Origin of the sequence: Bradyrhizobium sp. 2TAF24 (assembly GCF_052115025.1) — a bacterium.
GTDB lineage: Bacteria > Pseudomonadota > Alphaproteobacteria > Rhizobiales > Xanthobacteraceae > Bradyrhizobium_A.
On sequence record NZ_JBFRFW010000016.1, the window covers coordinates 55,750 to 74,563 of the forward strand.

14 protein-coding genes are annotated in these 18,814 nt (G+C 66.4%); all 14 read left to right on the forward strand.

Features of this window, described 5'->3' with window-relative positions; translation table 11 throughout:
* Nucleotides 1-26 precede the first annotated feature (26 nt).
* A complete protein-coding gene (locus AB4Z37_RS23665) occupies nt 27-212 on the forward strand; it encodes a hypothetical protein (RefSeq protein WP_441519196.1) in 186 nt (61 codons plus the stop codon).
* A 482-nt stretch (nt 213-694) separates the two neighbouring features.
* Nucleotides 695-4,195, forward strand: coding sequence for a DNA polymerase III subunit alpha (gene dnaE, locus AB4Z37_RS23670; RefSeq protein ID WP_441519197.1), 3,501 nt, complete (start codon nt 695-697; stop codon nt 4,193-4,195).
* A gap of 136 nt (nt 4,196-4,331) precedes the next feature.
* The gene (locus AB4Z37_RS23675; RefSeq protein WP_441519198.1) at nt 4,332-6,638 is read left to right on the forward strand and encodes a caspase family protein; all 2,307 of its coding nucleotides are present in this window, start codon (nt 4,332-4,334) and stop codon (nt 6,636-6,638) included.
* Nucleotides 6,639-6,876: 238 nt separating this feature from the next.
* Nucleotides 6,877-7,872: a 30S ribosomal protein S2 gene (locus AB4Z37_RS23680; protein WP_441519199.1), complete on the forward strand. Its 996-nt coding sequence runs from the start codon at nt 6,877-6,879 to the stop codon at nt 7,870-7,872.
* A 196-nt stretch (nt 7,873-8,068) separates the two neighbouring features.
* Entirely contained in the window at nt 8,069-8,995 is a 927-nt protein-coding gene (gene tsf / locus AB4Z37_RS23685; RefSeq protein WP_441519200.1) for a translation elongation factor Ts, read from the forward strand.
* Nucleotides 8,996-9,140: 145 nt separating this feature from the next.
* Nucleotides 9,141-9,857, forward strand: coding sequence for a UMP kinase (gene pyrH / locus AB4Z37_RS23690; RefSeq protein ID WP_441519201.1), 717 nt, complete (start codon nt 9,141-9,143; stop codon nt 9,855-9,857).
* Nucleotides 9,858-9,915: 58 nt separating this feature from the next.
* Nucleotides 9,916-10,479 (forward strand): ribosome recycling factor, encoded by a 564-nt coding sequence (frr, locus tag AB4Z37_RS23695; RefSeq protein ID WP_441519202.1) that lies wholly within the window; start codon nt 9,916-9,918, stop codon nt 10,477-10,479.
* A gap of 11 nt (nt 10,480-10,490) precedes the next feature.
* Entirely contained in the window at nt 10,491-11,249 is a 759-nt protein-coding gene (locus AB4Z37_RS23700) for an isoprenyl transferase (protein ID WP_441519203.1), read from the forward strand.
* Nucleotides 11,250-11,254: 5 nt separating this feature from the next.
* On the forward strand, nt 11,255-12,100 hold the full coding sequence (locus tag AB4Z37_RS23705; RefSeq protein ID WP_441519287.1) for a phosphatidate cytidylyltransferase: 846 nt from the start codon (nt 11,255-11,257) through the stop codon (nt 12,098-12,100).
* A gap of 5 nt (nt 12,101-12,105) precedes the next feature.
* A complete protein-coding gene (dxr, locus tag AB4Z37_RS23710; RefSeq protein ID WP_441519204.1) occupies nt 12,106-13,332 on the forward strand; it encodes a 1-deoxy-D-xylulose-5-phosphate reductoisomerase in 1,227 nt (408 codons plus the stop codon).
* Between the two features lie 42 nt (nt 13,333-13,374).
* Nucleotides 13,375-14,523 carry an RIP metalloprotease RseP gene (rseP, locus tag AB4Z37_RS23715; RefSeq protein WP_441519205.1) on the forward strand — a complete coding sequence of 383 codons (1,149 nt, stop codon included), beginning with the start codon at nt 13,375-13,377 and terminating at the stop codon, nt 14,521-14,523.
* A 183-nt stretch (nt 14,524-14,706) separates the two neighbouring features.
* Nucleotides 14,707-17,160 carry an outer membrane protein assembly factor BamA gene (bamA, locus tag AB4Z37_RS23720; RefSeq protein ID WP_441519206.1) on the forward strand — a complete coding sequence of 818 codons (2,454 nt, stop codon included), beginning with the start codon at nt 14,707-14,709 and terminating at the stop codon, nt 17,158-17,160.
* A 32-nt stretch (nt 17,161-17,192) separates the two neighbouring features.
* Nucleotides 17,193-18,290 (forward strand): UDP-3-O-(3-hydroxymyristoyl)glucosamine N-acyltransferase, encoded by a 1,098-nt coding sequence (gene lpxD, locus AB4Z37_RS23725; protein WP_441519207.1) that lies wholly within the window; start codon nt 17,193-17,195, stop codon nt 18,288-18,290.
* On the forward strand, nt 18,290-18,745 hold the full coding sequence (gene fabZ / locus AB4Z37_RS23730) for a 3-hydroxyacyl-ACP dehydratase FabZ (RefSeq protein WP_441519208.1): 456 nt from the start codon (nt 18,290-18,292) through the stop codon (nt 18,743-18,745). Before lpxD ends, fabZ begins: the two co-directional genes overlap by 1 nt.
* Nucleotides 18,746-18,814: the final 69 nt, after the last annotated feature.

The window sequence follows — 18,814 nt, forward strand, 5'->3', positions numbered from 1 at the left end:
TCGGGGCGCGGCAACATATTGGGGCGATGGGACGTGCCTTGCACCTGACGATGTTCGCTGCCACCGCGCTCTGCTGTGCGGTGGTTCTCGGTTTTCTCGCTCACGACGGGCTCGGCTTCTCCGATCAGGTGATCCGGCGGGACGCGCTGGAGGGGGCAACCTTCGTCAGTCTTGCGCTGTTATGTGGTGTGCTGCTGCCCAGGCGCCGGTAATCCAGTCCACCACGGCCACCATCCAACCCGGTCACCGTTAACCAACCGCGCCGACTGTCCGCCGCAGCGTCGGAGGCTGCTTGACTCTTTGAACAAAAAGAGAACAATGTTCTTCATATGTTCCTGAGCTCTCCAGGCCAGGGGCGATCCGTCACCAGGTCAGATCAAGGGGTCCGCCATGTTGAGAACATTTGTCGAGGAAGCCGCCGCGCTGACGTCGATCGTTCTGTTCGTCGGAATGGTCGCGATCTGGGCCCAGGTGCTGCCGCAGCTCTGAGCTCGGGGCTCTGAGCTTTGGGCAAAGGGGCAGAGGATAAGGGGGATCGCAGGGCCACCTGCGCGATCCGTCGTGGACAGCCCGACGTCCGCACTTCACGATCGGTGGCCGAGTCGGCACAACACGGTTCGCGATCGATCGCGGGCCGGGCGTTCGCCGCACGGCCGGTCCCCGCGGGGACGTTCTCCAGCTGATCACTGTTGCCATGGCCTCTGCCGGTTTCGTCCATCTCCACGTCAATTCTGCCTATTCGCTGCTGCGCGGCGCGATGAAGATCGCCAAGCTTGCGGAACTGGCGAAGGCCGATCACCAGCCGGCGCTGGCACTGACCGACACCGACAACATGTTCGGAGCGCTGGAGTTCTCCGACAAGATGGCGGGGTCGGGCATCCAGCCGATCGTCGGCTGTGCCCTTGCGATCGACTTCGGCGACGTCGAGCAGGGCTCGCGCAGCATCCTTGCCAATTCCCACGGTCGCCTGGTGCTGCTGGCGGCGCGTGAGGCCGGCTACCGCAGCCTGATGCGGCTGAATTCGCGCGCGTTCCTGGAGACGCCGGTCAACCAGGCGCCGCACATCAAGTACGAGTGGCTGCACGGGGAGACCGAGGGCCTGATCGTGCTCACCGGCGGGCCGGACGGCCCGATCTCCCAGGCGATCGCCGCCGATCAGGCAGGTCTCGCCGCCACGCGCTGCGAGCGCCTGCGCGAGCTGTTCGGTGACCGCCTCTATGTCGAGCTGCAGCGTCACGGTCTCGACAAGGAGCGCCGCGCTGAGCCGGTCCTGATCGACATCGCCTATGATCAGGGGCTGCCGCTGGTCGCCACCAACGAGCCGTATTTCGCCAGCGCCGACGACTATGAGGCCCATGACGCGCTGTTGTGCATCGCCGGCGGCCGGCTGATCGCCGAGGCCGACCGCGACCAGCTCACGACGGATCACCGCTTCAAGACGCGCGCCGAGATGTCGGTGCTGTTCGCCGACATGCCCGAGGCGCTGGCGTCCACGGTCGAGATCGCCGAGCGCTGCGCCTACCGGCCGCTGACCCGCAAGCCCATTCTGCCGCGCTTCACCGTCGGCGCCAGCAGCGGCGGTGATGCGGCGGCGGAAGAGAACGCCGAGGTGCGGCGCCAGGCGGAGGAGGGCCTCGCGGCGCGCCTTGCGGCGCATGGCATGGCGCCGGGGCTGGCCGAGGAAGAGTATACCAAGCGGCTCAATTTCGAGCTCGATGTCATCACCCGCATGAACTACTCCGGCTACTTCCTGATCGTGTCGGACTTCATCAAGTGGGCGAAGTCGCAGGGCATTCCGGTGGGGCCGGGCCGAGGTTCGGGCGCCGGCTCGCTGGTCGCCTACGCGCTGACCATCACCGACCTCGACCCGATGCGCTTCGCGCTGCTGTTCGAGCGCTTCCTCAATCCCGAGCGCGTGTCGATGCCGGACTTCGACATCGACTTCTGCCAGGACCGCCGCGACGAGGTGATCCGCTATGTGCAGGAGCGCTACGGCCGCGACCAGGTGGCGCAGATCATCACCTTCGGAACGCTGCAGGCACGCGGCGTGCTGCGCGACGTCGGCCGCGTGCTGCAGATGCCCTACGGCCAGGTCGACAAGCTGACCAAGCTGGTGCCGCAGAACCCGGCTGCGCCGGTGACGCTCGCAGCCGCGATCGAGAGCGAGCCCAAGCTGCAGGCGGTGCGCGACGAGGATCCGGTGGTGGCGCGCGCCTTCGACATCGCCCAGAAGCTCGAGGGCCTCAACCGCCACGCCTCGACGCATGCCGCCGGCATCGTGATCGGCGACCGCCCGCTGAGCGAGCTGGTCCCGATGTACCGCGATCCGAAATCGGACATGCCGGTCACCCAGTTCAACATGAAATGGGTCGAGCCCGCGGGCCTCGTCAAGTTCGACTTCCTCGGCCTCAAGACGCTGACCACGCTCGACGTCGCGGTGAAGCTGCTGCGCCAGCGCGGTGAGATCGTCAATCTCAGCCAGCTCAAGATCGATGACTCCGAGAGTTATGCGATGCTGGCGCGCGGCGAGGTGGTCGGCGTGTTCCAGGTTGAAAGCCAGGGCATGCGGCGCGCGCTGATCGACATGCGCCCCGACCGTTTCGAGGACATCGTCGCGCTGGTCGCGCTGTACCGCCCGGGCCCGATGGCCAACATCCCGACCTACTGCGCGCGCAAGCACGGCGACGAGCAGCCGGAATACCTGCATCCGATCCTCGAGCCGATCCTCAAGGAAACCTTCGGCGTCATCATCTACCAGGAGCAGGTGATGCAGATCGCGCAGGCGATGTCGGGCTACTCGCTCGGCGAAGCCGACCTGCTGCGCCGCGCCATGGGCAAGAAGATCCGCGCCGAGATGGACAAGCAGCGGGTGCGCTTCGTCTCCGGCGCCGTCGAGAACGGCGTGCCGAAGGAGCAGGCCGACACCATCTTCGATCTGCTCGCGAAGTTCGCCGACTACGGCTTCAACAAGAGCCACGCGGCGGCCTATGCGCTGGTGTCGTTCCAGACCGCCTACATGAAGGCGCATTATCCGGTCGAATTCCTGGCCGCGTCGATGACGCTCGAAATGAGCAACACCGACAAGCTGTCGGAATTCCGCGCCGAGGCGCAGCGGCTCGGCATCAAGGTCGAGCCGCCGTCGGTCAACCGCTCCGGCGTCAATTTCGATGTCCGGGACGGCAAGATCCACTACGCGCTTGCCGCGCTCAAGGGGGTCGGCGCACAGGCGGTGCAGCAGGTCGTCGAGGCGCGCGGCGACAAGCCGTTCACCTCGGTCGCGGACTTCGCCTCGCGCGTCAATCCGCGCGCCATCAACAAGCGGGTGCTGGAGAGCCTGGCGGCGGCCGGCGCGTTCGATGACCTGGAGCCCAACCGCGCCAGCGTGTTCGCCGGCGCCGACGCCATTCTCGCGGCATGCCAGCGCAGCCATGAGGCGGTGACGAGCGGGCAGAACGACATGTTCGGCGGCCTTGCCGACGCGCCTTCGGTGATCCTGCCTGCGGTCGAGCCCTGGCTGCCGGCCGAGCGGCTGCAGCGCGAGTACGACGCCATCGGCTTCTTCCTGTCGGGACATCCGCTCGACGACTACCGCACCGTGCTGAAGCGACTCAACGTGCAGTCCTGGGCGGAATTCTCCCAGGCGGTGAAGAACGGCCGCACCGCGGGCAAGGTCGCCGCCACTGTGGTGTCGCGCATGGAGCGCCGCACCAAGACCGGCAACAAGATGGGCATCATCGGCCTGTCCGATCCCAGCGGCCATTTCGAGGCGGTGCTGTTCTCGGAGGCGCTCGGGCAATTCCGCGACATGCTCGAGCCGGGCCTTGCGGTGCTGCTGCAGCTCGCCGCCGAGCTGCAGGGCGAGGACGTTCGCGCCCGCATTAACAATGTCGAGCTGCTCGACCAGGCCGCCGCCAAGACCTCGATGGCGCTGAAGATATTCGTGCGCGATACCAAGCCGCTCGACTCCATCGCCAAGCGGCTGGCGATGTCCGAGGCGCCGCCGTCGGCAGTCCCCCGGGCGCCGGCGCCGCGGCCGGCCGCGCGGACCGGCGGCGATGGCGAGGTGACGGTGGTGATGATGCTCGATCTCGAAACCGAGGTCGACATGAAGCTGCCGGGGCGCTTCAAGGTGTCGCCGCAGATCGCAGGCGCCCTCAAGGCGGTGCCGGGGGTGGTGGACGTCCAGACCCTCTGACGCGACGGCTTGCCGCCGGTGGCTGCGGCGCGGGCACGCGGGATTGCGCAATCGGCAACGTTTCTGTTCAACTGGTGTTCAGCCAGCGATCCGCTCTATATGCGGATTGTCCGCCTCGTCACCGGGAAGAAAAGCCATGCCGCTCGCCCGCGTTCTGTCCGTCGTGCTCGCCTGCCTCGTCACGCTGGCCTCGGCCGGCCTGCCACGGACCGCATCCGCCCAGCAACAGGAGAAGCGCATCGCGCTGGTGGTCGGTGACGGCGCCTATGCCAGGTCGCCGCTCGCCACCGCCGCCAACGATGCCGGCCTGATCGCCCAGACCCTGCAGGCCGCAGGGTTCGACGTGACCGGTGCCCGCGACCTCGACGGCGATACGCTGCGCAAGAGTTTTCGCGATTTCGTGCAGAAGGCGGAAAGCTCCGGTCCCGGCACCGTGGCGATGATCTATCTCTCCGGCTATGGCGTGCAGCTTGCCGGCGAGAACTACTTCATTCCAGTCGACTCCAATGTCACGCGCGACACCGACATTCCGACCGAGGGGCTGCGGATCAGCGACTATGTCCGCCAGCTCGCCGCCCTGCCGCTCAAGGCCAATATCGTCGTGCTCGACCTCGCGCGGCAGCAGCCATTCGTCGAGGGCGGTCAGCCGATCGCCAGCGGCCTTGCCCTGGTCGAGCCGGACGCCAACACCCTGATTGCCTTCAACGCCGCGCCGGGCACCGTCGCGCCGCCGGAGCAGGGAGCGTACGGCATCTATGCGCAGTCGCTGGCGGAAATGATCCGCACCGGCGGCCTGCCGCTGACCGAGCTGTTCAACCGTCTGCGGCTGCGCGTCAACGAAGCCAGCAAGGGCGCCCAGGTGCCGTGGAACGCGCAGAAGGCCGATCTGCAGTTCACGTTCTTCGATCGCGGGCCGGATGCCCCGGCTGCGCCGCCGCCGGATCAGGTCGCGGCGATGCGCAGCCGGCCGATGCGCGACCTCGGCGTCCAGGATGCCTACGCCGCAGCGCTCGAGCGCGATACACTGCCGGGCTATGAGGATTTCCTTGCGGCGTACCCGACCGATCCGCTCGCCAAGCGGGTGAGGGCGATCGTCGCCGCGCGGCGTGAAGCCATCACCTGGCGGCGGACCTATCGGGCCGACACGCCGGAAGCCTACTGGTCGTACCTGCGCCGCTATCCGCGCGGGCCGCATGCGGCTGACGCGCGTCGTCGTCTCGCCATTCTCACCGCACCGGTCGAGCCGCCGCCGACCTTTGCCGCGATCGAGTACGATGTGCCGCCGCCGCCGCCGGACGAGATCGTCTATGTCGATCGGCCCGTGCTGGTGTTTAGCGATCCGGTGTTCGACTTCGTGCCGCCACCGCCGCCGCCGGTGTTCTTCCTGCCGCCGCCGCCGCCGGATTTCATCGTGCTGCCGCCGCCGCCGCCGCCGATCGGTCTGTTCGTGCTGCCGCAGCCGTTCTTTGTGCCGATCCCGGTCTATGTCCAGCCGCCGGTGTATGTGGCGCCGCCGCCGAACAACATCATCTTCAACAACATTCACAACACCACGATCATCAACACGGTGATCAACAACCGGCCTGCTGCGCCGGCGCCCGGTGCCCCGGGTGCTGCGCCAGGGGCGCCCGGAGCACCGCCGGTCACGCCGGGCGGGCCCGGTCAGGCTGCAGCCGCAACGTCCGCGGTGGGGCCGGCCCTGCCGGGCGCAGCCGCGCAACGGGCCTCGCTGATCCAGCAGGGCAAGCTGCCGGTTCCCCGCAGCCAGACCATGATGAGCCCGGCGTTCAAGCCGGGCACGCCCGGTGGGCCGGGGCAGGCGACCCAGCAGCCGGTGAGTGCGCCCGGTGGAGCCAGCACGGCGGCGCCGGCCAATACCCTGCCCAATACCCTGCCCAAGGCCAACGCCCTGCCGGTTCCGGGAACCAAAGGCACGCCGCCGCCGCCCGCGGGTACTGGCGGGGCCATCGCACCTCAGCAAGTCCCTCATCCGAATGCGACTCTGCCGGCCCAACAGGCACATCCGGGGCCGACCCCGCCAGCCGGCGCAGCGCCGCCCCATGCCACGGGAGGCGCCGGTGCACCGCCTGCGGCGGGGCCGAAACCGCAGGTCGCTCCGGGCAGGCCGGCGGGTGGGGGCTCGGCCGCCGCACGGGGGTCTAAGCCTCAGGTGACTTCGCCGCGGCCCCAGCCGCCGGCCCGGCCGCAGGTGCAGAACAGGCCTCCTGTCCAGCGTGCGGCCCCGCCACCGCGACCGGCGCCTCAGCGCGCGGCGCCTCCGCCGCGGCCGGCACCGGTCGCACGGCCCGCACCACCGCCGCGGCCGGCGCCGCCCCCGCGGGTCGCTGCTCCGCCGCGTCCAGCCCCCCAGGCGGCGCGTCCGGCACCGCCGCCACGGCCGGCACCGCCGAAACGGTGCCCGCCCAACCAGCCGAGGTGCTGACCGCTCCACGTGCCAATGCCGTCATCCGGCCGGGTTCCATTGTGGGATCCGGCCGGTCCTGTTCAGGGGCGGGGCCGGCCCCGATTGTGACGGGAAATCCTTGCTTTGCGGCCGACGCGCCGCTATACAGCGCGCCATCTCACACGGAAACATGGCTTGAAAGGCCGTCCGGTGGCATCCGGGCCGCGAGGCTCGTTATGCTCACACGTTTCCGGAGGAACCAACCGGAGAATACAAAATGTCGATTCCTGATTTTTCGATGCGTCAGCTGCTCGAGGCTGGCGTTCACTTCGGCCACCAGGCTCACCGCTGGAATCCGAAGATGGCCGATTTTATTTTCGGCACCCGCAACAACATCCACATCATCGACCTCGCGCAGACCGTGCCGATGCTGCACCGTGCGCTGCAGGCGGTGAGCGACACCGTCGCGCGCGGCGGCCGCATCCTGTTCGTCGGCACCAAGCGTTCGGCGCAGGATGGTGTGGCCGATGCTGCCAAGCGCTCGGCGCAGTACTTCGTAAACTCGCGCTGGCTCGGCGGCACGCTGACCAACTGGAAGACCATTTCCGGTTCGATCAAGCGCCTGCGCCACCTCGAAGAGATTCTGTCGTCGGCGGAAGGCCAGGCCTACACGAAGAAGGAGCGCCTCGACCTGCAGCGCGAGCGCGACAAGCTCGATCGCTCGCTCGGCGGCATCAAGGACATGGGCGGTCTGCCCGACCTGATCTTCGTGATCGACACCAACAAGGAAGACATCGCGATCCAGGAGGCCCAGCGCCTCAACATTCCGGTGGCGGCGATCGTCGACACCAACTGCGATCCGAAGGGCATCACCTATGTCGTGCCGGGCAATGACGACGCCGGCCGCGCCATCAGCCTGTATTGCGACCTGATCGCGCGTGCGGCGATCGACGGCATCTCCCGTGCGCAGGGCGAGGCGGGCATCGACATCGGTGCGCTGGCCAACCCGGCTCAGGAAGACCTGTCGGGCGCCGAGGGTGGTGGCTTCCAGGGCCTGCCGGGTCCGCGCGGCGTCGCCGACGACCTCAAGAAGCTCACCGGCGTGTCCGGCGCGATCGAGAAGAAGCTCAACGATCTCGGCATCTTCCACTACTGGCAGCTCGCCGAGCTCGACCACGACACCGCTCACCACATCGGCGAACAGGTCGGTCTGCCCGGCCGTGCCGACAGCTGGGTGGCCAAGGCCAAGGAACTCACCGCGGAAGCGGAGTAACAATCTGACGGTCGATTGTTTCGGGATGGTCGCCAGCGGCCATCCCGATGTCGGCTGTCGAGACAGGTTTCGCGGCCGGTACACACTGGCCGGCTAGTGTCCCGCTTCGCGAGTTCGCTGCATTTCCGATTCGGGACGTGACGTCGTTGATGGTCGCCGTCGGGCGGGCGGCGTTCGCAGGCAAAGGATATTCAAGATGGCAACGATTACAGCTGCACTGGTCAAGGAGCTGCGCGACAAGACCGGCGCGGGCATGATGGACTGCAAGCAGGCGCTCAATGAGACCGCCGGCGACATGGAGGCCGCGGTCGACTGGCTGCGCAAGAAGGGCCTGTCGAAGGCCGCCAAGAAGGCCGGCCGTGTCGCGGCCGAGGGTCTCATCGGCGCGATCGTCGAGGGCGCCAAGGGCGTGCTGGTCGAGGTCAACTCCGAGACCGACTTCGTCGCCCGCAACGACCAGTTCCAGGGCCTCGTCAAGATGATCGGCCAGGTGGCGCTGCATTCCGGCACCACCGACGTCGAGGCGATCAAGGCCGCCAAGGTCGGCAGTGCCACCGTGGAGACCGCGATTTCCGAGGCGATTGCGACCATCGGCGAGAACATGACGCTGCGCCGTGCGGCCGCGCTGTCCGTCGGGCAGGGCGTGGTGGCAAGCTACCTGCACAATGCCGTTACCGACGGCCTCGGCAAGCTCGGCGTCATCGTCGCGCTGGAATCGACCGGCCAGGCCGACGAGCTGACCGCGCTCGGCCGCCAGATCGCGATGCATATCGCTGCCACCAACCCGGCTGCGCTCGATGCCGCCGGCCTCGATCCGGAGGTGGTGCGCCGCGAGAAGGACGTGCTCGCCGACAAGTACCGCCAGCAGGGCAAGCCGGACAACGTGATCGAGAAGATCGTCGAGTCGGGCCTGAAGACTTACTACAAGGAAGTCTGCCTGCTGGAACAGGCCTTCATCCACGACTCCGGCAAGTCGGTCGCTCAGGCCGTGAAGGAAGCGGAAGGCAAGGTCGGTGGACCGGTGAAAATCACCGGCTTCGTGCGCTATGCTCTGGGCGAGGGAATCGAGAAGCAGGAATCCGATTTCGCCGCCGAGGTTGCCGCAGCCGCCGGACAGGGGTGATCCCAAGGCAATGGCGGCCCGCGAGGGCCGCCATTGTTCTGGTATGTAATGCAACGGCCTTGAATCGGACTCGTCGCTTTATCAGTTTGTTCGGGTAGGATCTTTTTCCGGTTGCGGCCGGAGGGCCCCCGAAGGGGAGCGCACCATGGGTGAGCCGGTTTATCGTCGTGTCGTGGTCAAGCTCTCCGGCGAGTATCTGGCCGGACCGCAGCCCTTCGGTATCGACCAGCCCACCATCGATCGCGTCGCTGGCGACCTGATCGCCGCCCGCGAGCTCGGGGTCGAGATTGCCGTCGTCATCGGTGGCGGTAACATTTTCCGTGGCGTGGAAGTCTCGGGCCGCGGGGTGTCGCGCCCCACCGGCGACACCATGGGCATGCTGGCGACCATGATGAACTGCCTCGCCCTCGAGGCCGCCCTCGAGCGCAAAGGGCAGCCGGCCCGCGCGCTCTCGGCCTTCGTGATGCCGCAGATCAGCGAACTCTTCACCCGCACCGCCGCCCACAATGCCCTTTCCGAAGGGCGCATCGTCGTGCTCGGCGGCGGCACCGGCAACCCGTTCTTCACCACCGATACCACGGCGGTGCTGCGTGCCGGCGAGATCGGCGCCGAGGCCGTGCTCAAGGCGACCAATGTGGACGGTGTCTACAGTGCCGATCCCAAGACCGATCCGTCGGCCAAGCGTTTCGAGCGGCTGACGCATTCGCAGGCATTGGAAGGCGGGTATAAGGTCATGGATGCGACGGCGTTCGCTCTTGCCCGCGAGACCGGGGTGCCTATCATCGTGTTCTCGATCGCCGAGCCTGGCTCCATCGGCGCGATTCTGAGCGGCGGCGGCCGGGGGACCATCGTCGCAGGCTAGGCGACGCCATGCATGGCCAGCCGGCCAGACGAACTTTCGATCAATAAGGACAAAGACCATGGCAACCGGGACTTTCGATCTCAACGAGTTGAAGCGCCGCATGCAGGGCGCGATCCAATCGCTGAAGCACGAACTCGGTGGCTTGCGCACCGGCCGAGCCTCGGCGTCGATGCTGGAGCCGGTCCAGGTCGAGGCCTATGGCAGTCACATGCCGCTCAACCAGCTTGCGACTGTCAGCGTTCCCGAGCCGCGCCTGCTGTCGGTACAGGTGTGGGACAAGTCGATGGTGCACGCGGTCGAGAAGGCGATCGTCAATTCCAACCTCGGCCTGTCGCCGGCGACCGAGGGCCAGGTGCTGCGCCTGCGCATTCCCGAGCTCAACCAGGAGCGCCGCAAGGAGCTGGTGAAGGTCGCCCACAAATATGCCGAGGCGGCCCGCGTGGCGGTGCGTCACGTGCGCCGTGATGGTCTCGATGTGGTCAAGAAGCTCGAGAAGAATCACGAGATTTCCGAGGACGATCAGGAGCGTTTCGCCAACGACATCCAGAAGGCGACGGACGCGACCATCGCGGAGGTCGATCAGCTGCTTGCGACCAAGGAAAAGGAAATCCTCACCGTCTGAGGCCGCACGCGATGTCCACCGTCGTTTCGTCCCATTCCGATGAGCCGGCCCGGCACGAGGCGCCGCGGCACGTGGCGATCATCATGGACGGCAACGGACGCTGGGCGGCCGCTCGCGGCCTGCCGCGCGGCGAAGGTCATCGCCGCGGTGTCGAGGCGCTGCGCCGTGTGGTGCGCGCCGCCAGCGAGCTCGGCATTTCCTACCTCACCATCTTCTCGTTCAGTTCCGAGAACTGGTCACGGCCGGCCACCGAGATCGGCGACCTGTTCGGGCTGCTGCGCCGCTTCATCCGCAACGACCTCGCGACGCTGCATCGCGACGGCGTGCGCGTGCGCGTGATCGGCGAGCGCGAGGGCCTCGAGCAGGACATCCGCGCGCTGCTCGCCGAAGCTGAAGAGCTGACCAAGGCCAACACCGCGCTGACGCTGGTCGTTGCGTTCAACTACGGCTCGCGGCACGAGATCGCACGCGCGGCCCAGCGCCTCGCGCGCGAGGTGGCGGACGGGCGCCGCAGCATCGACAGCATCACCGAAGAGGCGATCACGCAGAACCTCGACGCTCCGGATCTGCCCGATCCCGACCTGATCATCCGCACCAGCGGCGAGCAGCGTCTGTCCAATTTCCTGATGTGGCAGGCCGCCTACAGCGAGCTGGTGTTCGTGCCGATCCATTGGCCGGATTTCGACCGCGCCGCGCTCGAGAGCGCGATCGCCGAATACGCCCGGCGCGAGCGGCGTTTCGGCGGCCTTGCCGCCAAGACCGGATCGTGATCGGCGTGCCGCAGGACAACGCCGCGCCAGCCACCGCGACCGAGCAGGGCGCGCGCAATCTCTTGATGCGTGTCGCCGCCGCCGTGGTGCTGGCGCCTCTGACCATCGCTGCGGCCTATCTCGGTGGCTGGCTGTGGGCCGCCCTCGTGCTGATCGCCGCCGCCGGGCTCTATGTCGAATGGCTGATGATCGTCGGGGCCGCGGGCAACGTCGCGGTCCTCATTGCGGGATTGGCCGCGCTGATCGTCGCCGGCCTGTGCACCATGGGCTGGCTGATGATCGCGGTCGTGGCGCTCCTTGTCGGGGTCGCGGTCGTCGCCATTTTCGGCGGCGCCCAACGGCTGTGGGTCTGCGGCGGGCTCGCTTATGCCGGCCTTGCGCTGCTGGCTTCCGATCTCGTCCGGTTCGACGCGTCCGCCGGGTTCCTGGCGCTGATGTTCGTGCTGCTGATCGTCTGGGTCACCGACATCGGTGGCTATTTCGCGGGGCGCGGCATCGGCGGGCCGAAGCTGTGGCCGCGGGTCAGCCCGAAGAAGACATGGGCCGGCGCCATCGGCGGTCTTGCGGGCAGTCTCCTGATCGCCTTGGCGTTCGCAGCTCTCGGCTTCGGCCGCACCTGGCCGCTGCTGGGTCTCGCGGCCGTGCTGTCGGTCGTCTCGCAATTGGGGGATCTGTTTGAATCGGCGGTGAAACGCACGTTCGGGGTGAAGGATTCCAGCCATATCATCCCCGGGCATGGCGGGCTGCTGGACCGGCTCGACGGCTTTGTGGCGGCGATCGTTTTTGCCGTGCTGGTCGGAGCCTTGCGCGGCGGTATCGATGGTGTCGGCCGCGGTCTTATGGTTTGGTGAGGACGATGAGCGCAGTACCCTTGAAAACTCTCGACCAGACGCGGTCCCAGCAGGAGCGGGTGGTCACGGTTCTCGGCGCGACCGGATCGATCGGCGACAGCACCATGGACCTGCTGCGCCGCGGGCGCGATCGGTTCCGCGTCGAGGCCGTCACGGCCCACAGCAATGTCGATGCGCTGGCCAAGCTCGCCCGCGAATTCGAGGTCGGCTACGCGGCGATCGCGGACGAGACGAAATTCGAGGCGCTGAAGTCGGCGCTCGCAGGGACCGGCATCGCCTGCGGCGCGGGCGATGCGGCGGTGGTCGAGGCGGCGGCGCGGCCGTCCGACTGGGTGATGGCGGCAGTGAGCGGCGCGGCCGGGCTGAAGCCTGCGCTAGCGGCGGTCGATCGCGGCGCCACCGTCGCGCTCGCCAACAAGGAATGCCTGGTCTGTGCCGGCGAGATATTCATGCAACGCGCGGTGTCGGCCGGCGCACAGGTGCTGCCGGCGGATTCCGAGCACAACGCGCTGTTCCAGGCGCTGAGCTCCGGTAACCGCGAGGAGCTCACCCGCGTCATCATCACCGCATCGGGCGGCCCGTTCCGCACCTGGTCGGCCGAGGCGATCGAGCAGGCGACGCTGGAGCAGGCGCTCAAGCATCCGAACTGGTCGATGGGCCAGAAGATCACGATCGATTCCGCCTCGATGATGAACAAGGGCCTCGAGGTGATCGAGGCTGCGCACCTGTTCGCGCTGACGCCCGACGAGATCGACGTGCTGGTCCATCCGCAGTCGATCATCCACGGCATGGTCGAGTTCGCCGACCGCTCGGTGGTGGCGCAGCTCGGCGCGCCGGACATGCGCACGCCGATCGCTCACTGCCTCGGTTGGCCGGACCGCATTCCGGGCCCGGCGGCGCGTCTCGACCTTGCCGCGATCGGCCAGCTCACCTTCGAGGTGCCGGATCTGAATCGCTTTCCCGGTCTGCGGCTCGCTTACGACGCGTTGCGCGCCGGGGGCGGGGCGCCCACGGTCTACAATGCTGCCAACGAAGTGGCCGTCGCCGCGTTCGTCGATCGCAAGATCCGATTCGGCATGATCGCGCGCCTGGTCGAGGCCACGCTGGAGAAGGCACTCAAGGATGGGACGGCCAAGGCGCCGCACACTGCCGACGACGCGCTCGCTGTTGACCATGGTGCGCGATATATCGCTGCCACCCTCTTGCCTCAAATTGCCGCAAAGGCATCCTAAAGGTTTCCAGGCGGAGTTTCGGTACTCCGTGACGAGGATCGGATGATCGAGACTTTAATTCACAATTTCAATAGCTTGAGCCACATTATTGTCGGCTATGGCATTCCGTTCTTGTTCGTCCTGACCATCGTCGTCTTCTTCCACGAGCTCGGCCACTTCCTGGTGGCCCGCTGGACCGGCGTGAAGGTGCTCACCTTCTCCCTCGGTTTCGGACCGGAGATCGTCGGCTTCAATGACCGCCACGGCACCCGCTGGAAGATCTCCGCGATTCCGCTCGGCGGCTATGTCAAATTCTTCGGCGACGAGAGCGAAGCCAGCACCCCGTCCGCGACCTCCCTGGCGGCAATGACCGCCGATGAGCGTGCCCAGAGCTTCCACTATAAGAAGGTCGGCTCCCGCGCTGCGATCGTCGCGGCCGGCCCGATCGCCAATTTCGTGCTGGCGATCGTGATCTTCGCTGCTTTGTTCATGTCTTTCGGCAAGCCCTCGATCACCGCCCAGGTCGAGACGGTCGAGCCGGGCAGTGCCGCTGCCGAGGCCGGGTTCCTGCCCGGCGACGTCGTGACCGCCATCGACGGCACGACGATCGAGAGCTTTTCCGACATGCAGCGGATCGTGGCGACCAGCGCCGGCGAGATGTTGACGTTCACGGTGCAGCGGAGCGGGGCGACCATCACACTCAAGGCCACGCCGCAACTGCAAATGGTCAAGGATGGCTTCGGCGGCTCCCATCGTCAGGGGCTGCTCGGCATCAAACGGGGCGGCCCGGTGGAAGTGGCCGCCAAGCCGGTCGACCCGCTGAACGCTGTCTGGCTCGGGGTCAAGGAGACCTGGTTCCTGATCAAGCAGACGGCGCTCTACATCGGCCGTCTCTTCACCGGCCGAGAGGCGACCGACCAGCTCGGTGGTCCGATCCGAATCGCGCAGATTTCGGGACAGGTCGCGACGCTTGGACTGCCGGCACTGATTCACCTGGCGGGCGTGCTGTCCGTCTCGATCGGCCTTTTGAACCTGTTCCCGGTGCCGCTGCTCGATGGCGGTCACCTTTTGTTCTATCTGGTCGAGGCGGTGCGGGGGCGGCCGCTGTCGGAACGGGCCCAGGAGATGGGATTCCGCTTTGGCCTCGCCATTGTGCTGATGCTGATGATCTTTACGTTCTACAACGACCTGGTCCACCTGCCAGGTTCATGACAGGTTGATGTGAATCTTTTGCCGGCGTGGCCGTTAGGCAACGTGTTGGTGAGAAATTGGAAATACGGCATCAAACGCCGTTTGCCAGCCGGTGAAAATTGGCTACAAGCGTCGTCGAATTGGGGAATCTCCCGACCAGCTGGGGAGCAGGTCGGGACTTGGAATGATAAGGTCGCTTGGCGCATGAAAGTTGGTCTGCGAGTGCTGAGGCGGGGCATCCTTGCCGCCCTGGTCATGTTCGCTCTGCCGGTCACCGGGTCGGTGACGGGGGTGCTCGTTTCGTCGCCGGCAATGGCCCAGTCCGTTTCCTCGATCGTGGTTGAGGGCAACAGGCGTGTAGAGGCGGACACCATCCGCTCCTACTTCAAGCCTGGCCCCGGCGGCCGGCTGGACAGCGGGCGGGTCGATGACGCGCTCAAGGCGCTCTATGAGACCGGCCTGTTCCAGGACGTGAAGATCAATCAGGCCGGTGGCCGGATCATCGTCACGGTGGTGGAAAACCAGGTGATCGGTCGCGTTGCCTTCGAAGGCAACAAGAAGGTCAAGGACGACCAGCTGTCGGCGGAAATCCAGTCCAAGCCGCGCGGCACCTTCTCCCGCCCGATGGTGCAGTCTGATGCCCAGCGCATCGCCGAGATCTATCGCCGCTCGGGCCGTTATGACGTCCGCGTGGTGCCCCAGGTCATCGAGCAGCCCAATAACCGCGTCGACCTGATCTTCGAGGTCACCGAGGGCAACAAGACTGGCGTCAGGAGCATCAATTTCGTCGGCAACAGCGCGTACTCGTCGTACCGCCTGCGGGACATCATCAAGACCCGCGAATCCAACCTGCTCAGCTTCCTGGGCAACAACGACATTTATGATCCGGATCGCGTCGAGGCCGATCGCGACCTGATTCGCCGCTTCTACCTGAAGAACGGCTATGCCGACGTGCAGGTGGTGGCCGCGCTTACCGAGTATGATCCGGAAGGCAAGGGCTTCATCGTCACCTTCAAGATCGAGGAAGGCCAGCAGTACCGCGTCGGTTCGGTCAACTTCCGCACCAGCATCCAGTCGCTGGACGCGAATTCGCTCGCCAGCCTGTCGCGCGTCAGCGTCGGCTCGGTTTACAATGCCGAGGCGATCGAGAAGTCGGTCGAGGAAATGTCGATCGAGGCGTCGCGCCGCGGTTATGCCTTCGCGGTGGTGCGTCCGAACGGTGAGCGCAACTTCGAGGCGCACACCGTGTCGATCGTCTTCACGGTCGACGAGGGCCCGCGCAACTACATCGAGCGCATCAACGTTCGCGGCAACACCCGCACCCGTGACTATGTGATCCGCCGCGAGTTCGACATCTCCGAGGGTGACGCCTACAACCGCGCGCTGATCGACCGCGCCGAGCGCCGCCTGAAGAACCTCGACTACTTCAAGACCGTCAAGATCACCACCGAGCCGGGTTCGTCGAGCGATCGCGTGATCGTCAACGTCGACCTGGAAGAGAAGTCGACCGGCGAATTCTCGGTGTCCGGCGGCTACTCGACCTCGGACGGCTTCCTCGGCGAGGTCAGCGTCTCCGAGCGCAACCTGCTGGGCCGCGGACTCTATGCCAAGGCGTCGGTGCAGTACGGCCAGTATGCCCGCGGCTACTCGCTGTCGTTCGTCGAGCCGTACCTGCTCGACTACCGCGTCGCGTTCGGCGTCGACGTCTATCAGCGCCAGCAGCTCGCCAACAGCTACGTCTCCTACAACACCAAGACCGCGGGCTTCAGCACGCGCCTCGGCTTCCAGCTCCGCGAGGACCTGACGCTGCAGCTGCGCTACTCGCTGTTCCAGCAGGAGATCACGCTGCCGTCGCAGCTCGCCAACTGTAACAACAACCCGGCCAACACGCTCCTGCCGGTGTTCAACACGCCGACGGCGGCTCAGGTCGCGGCTGGTAACCTCCTGTGCTATTCGGACGGCGAAGCGTCGCTGCCGGTCAAGATTGAGCTGGCGCAGGGCCGCACGCTGACCTCGGCGCTGGGCTACACGCTGACCTTCAACACCCTCGACAACAACAAGAACCCGACCTCGGGCCTTCTGGTTGACTTCCGGCAGGATTTCGCCGGCGTGGGCGGCGACGTCAGCTATCTGAAGTCGACCGGCGACGTGAAGTACTACCAGCCGCTGGTGGCTGACATCGTCGGCCTGATCCACCTGCAGGGTGGCATCATGAACCAGCTCGGCGACAAGAGCATCCGCATGCTCGACCAGTTCCAGATGGGTCCGCAGCTGGTGCGCGGCTTCGCTCCGCAGGGTATCGGTCCGCGTGACATCACGCCTGGCACCACCAACGACGCCATCGGCGGCACCATGTACTGGGGCGCTTCGGCCGAACTGCAGGTGCCGTTCTGGTTCCTGCCCAAGGAAGTGGGCCTGAAGGGTGCCGTGTACGCCGATGCCGGTTCGCTCTGGAGCTATAAGGGGCCGACGTCGTGGGCGCAGACGGCGGAGACGATGACCTTCTCCGATAGCAACACCATCCGTTCGTCGGTGGGTGTGGGCCTGATCTGGGCATCGCCGTTCGGTCCGCTGCGGTTCGACTATGCGATCCCGACGACCAAGGGTCCGAACGATCGCGTCCAGCAGTTCCGCTTTGGTGGTGGAACCTCGTTCTGAGTGTGACCACGAGCCGGGCTGCGGCAGGTGGAATGACGGATCTGACATTCTTCGCGCAGCCGGCCGGGGCGACCCTGGCCGAGATCGCTACGCTGACCGGCGCCCAGCTTGTGGACGCCGGTCGCGCCGAGCACCGCATCGGCGGTCTCAGCCCGCTTGAGGGGGCGGGGCCTCGCCACCTCACGTTCTGTGACAGCAAGAAGTATGCGGGCCAGCTCGCTGCGACCCATGCGGGGGCCTGCCTGGTCTCCGAGCGCATGGAGGCGACCGTGCCGCCCCATGTGGCGGTGCTGCGGGTCGCCGATCCCTATCGCGCCTTTGTCCGCATCGCCCGCCAGTTCTATGACGACAGCCTGCGGCCGCGGTCGTCGTTCGGCAACGACGGGATCGCCCCGTCGGCGGTGATCCATCCGACAGCCCACCTCGAGGAAGGTGTCGTCGTCGATCCCCTGGCGGTGATTGGTCCGGACGTCGAGATCGGCGCGGGAACGGTGATCGGATCCAACGCGGTGATCGGGGCCAATGTGAAAATTGGCCGCGACTGCAGCATCGGGATCGGATCTTCGATCATCTGCGCCCTGATCGGCAACGGGGTGATCATTCATCCGGGGTGCCGGATCGGCCAGGACGGCTACGGCTTCGTTCCGGGACCGGATGGCCACCTGAAAATTCCCCAGACCGGCCGGGTTGTGATTCAGAATGGGGTCGAGATCGGGGCGGGAACCACGATCGATCGCGGCGCGATGAGCGACACGGTGATCGGCGAGGGGACCAAGATCGACAATCTGGTTCAGATCGGCCACAACGTGGTGATCGGGCGTCATTGTATCGTGGTCAGCCAGAGCGGCGTCGCCGGCAGCTCGGTCCTCGGCGACGGGGTGGTGCTGGCGGCGCGGATCGGCGTCAGCGACCATGCGGTGATCGGCGACGGTGCCCAGATCGCCGCCCGCAGCAGCGTGGTCGGCGAGGTTCCGCCGGGCGTGAAGTGGGGCGGCTCGCCGGCCAAGCCGATCAAACAGTTTTTCCGTGAGCTGTTCGAGGTCGAGCGCCTCGGACGTGAAGGATCGCCAAATGCAAAGATGTCCCGGGCAAGGACGTCGGGTGCCGACGACAAGGAAGGGCAGGGTTGATGGACGCGCCGATTACCATTGAGGCCGTGGATATCGCCCTGATCCTCAAGACGCTGCCGCATCGTTTCCCGTTCCTGCTGATCGACCGCGTGCGCGACATCCGCAGCGACTTCAGCGGCGTCGGCATCAAGAACGTCACCATCAACGAGCCGCAGTTCACCGGGCATTTCCCCGGCCGTCCGATCTTTCCGGGCGTGCTGATGATCGAGGGCATGGCGCAGACTGCCGGGATCATCGGCATGCTGTCGACCGGCGAGACCGAGCGGCCGACGGCTGTCTATTTCCTCACGATCGACAAGTGCAAGTTTCGCAAACCGGCACTGCCGGGCGACACCATCGAATATCACATGCGCCTGATCACCCGGAAAAAGGCGATGTGGTGGTTTCACGGCGACGCCAAGGTCAACGGCAACATCGTCGCGCAGGCCGATATCGGGGCGATGCTGGCCGACTGAGGCCGCTGTCATCGGACGTAACAATTGATGATTCCGCGCGTCGCCGGTTTCGTCGTAGGTCGTGGCGGC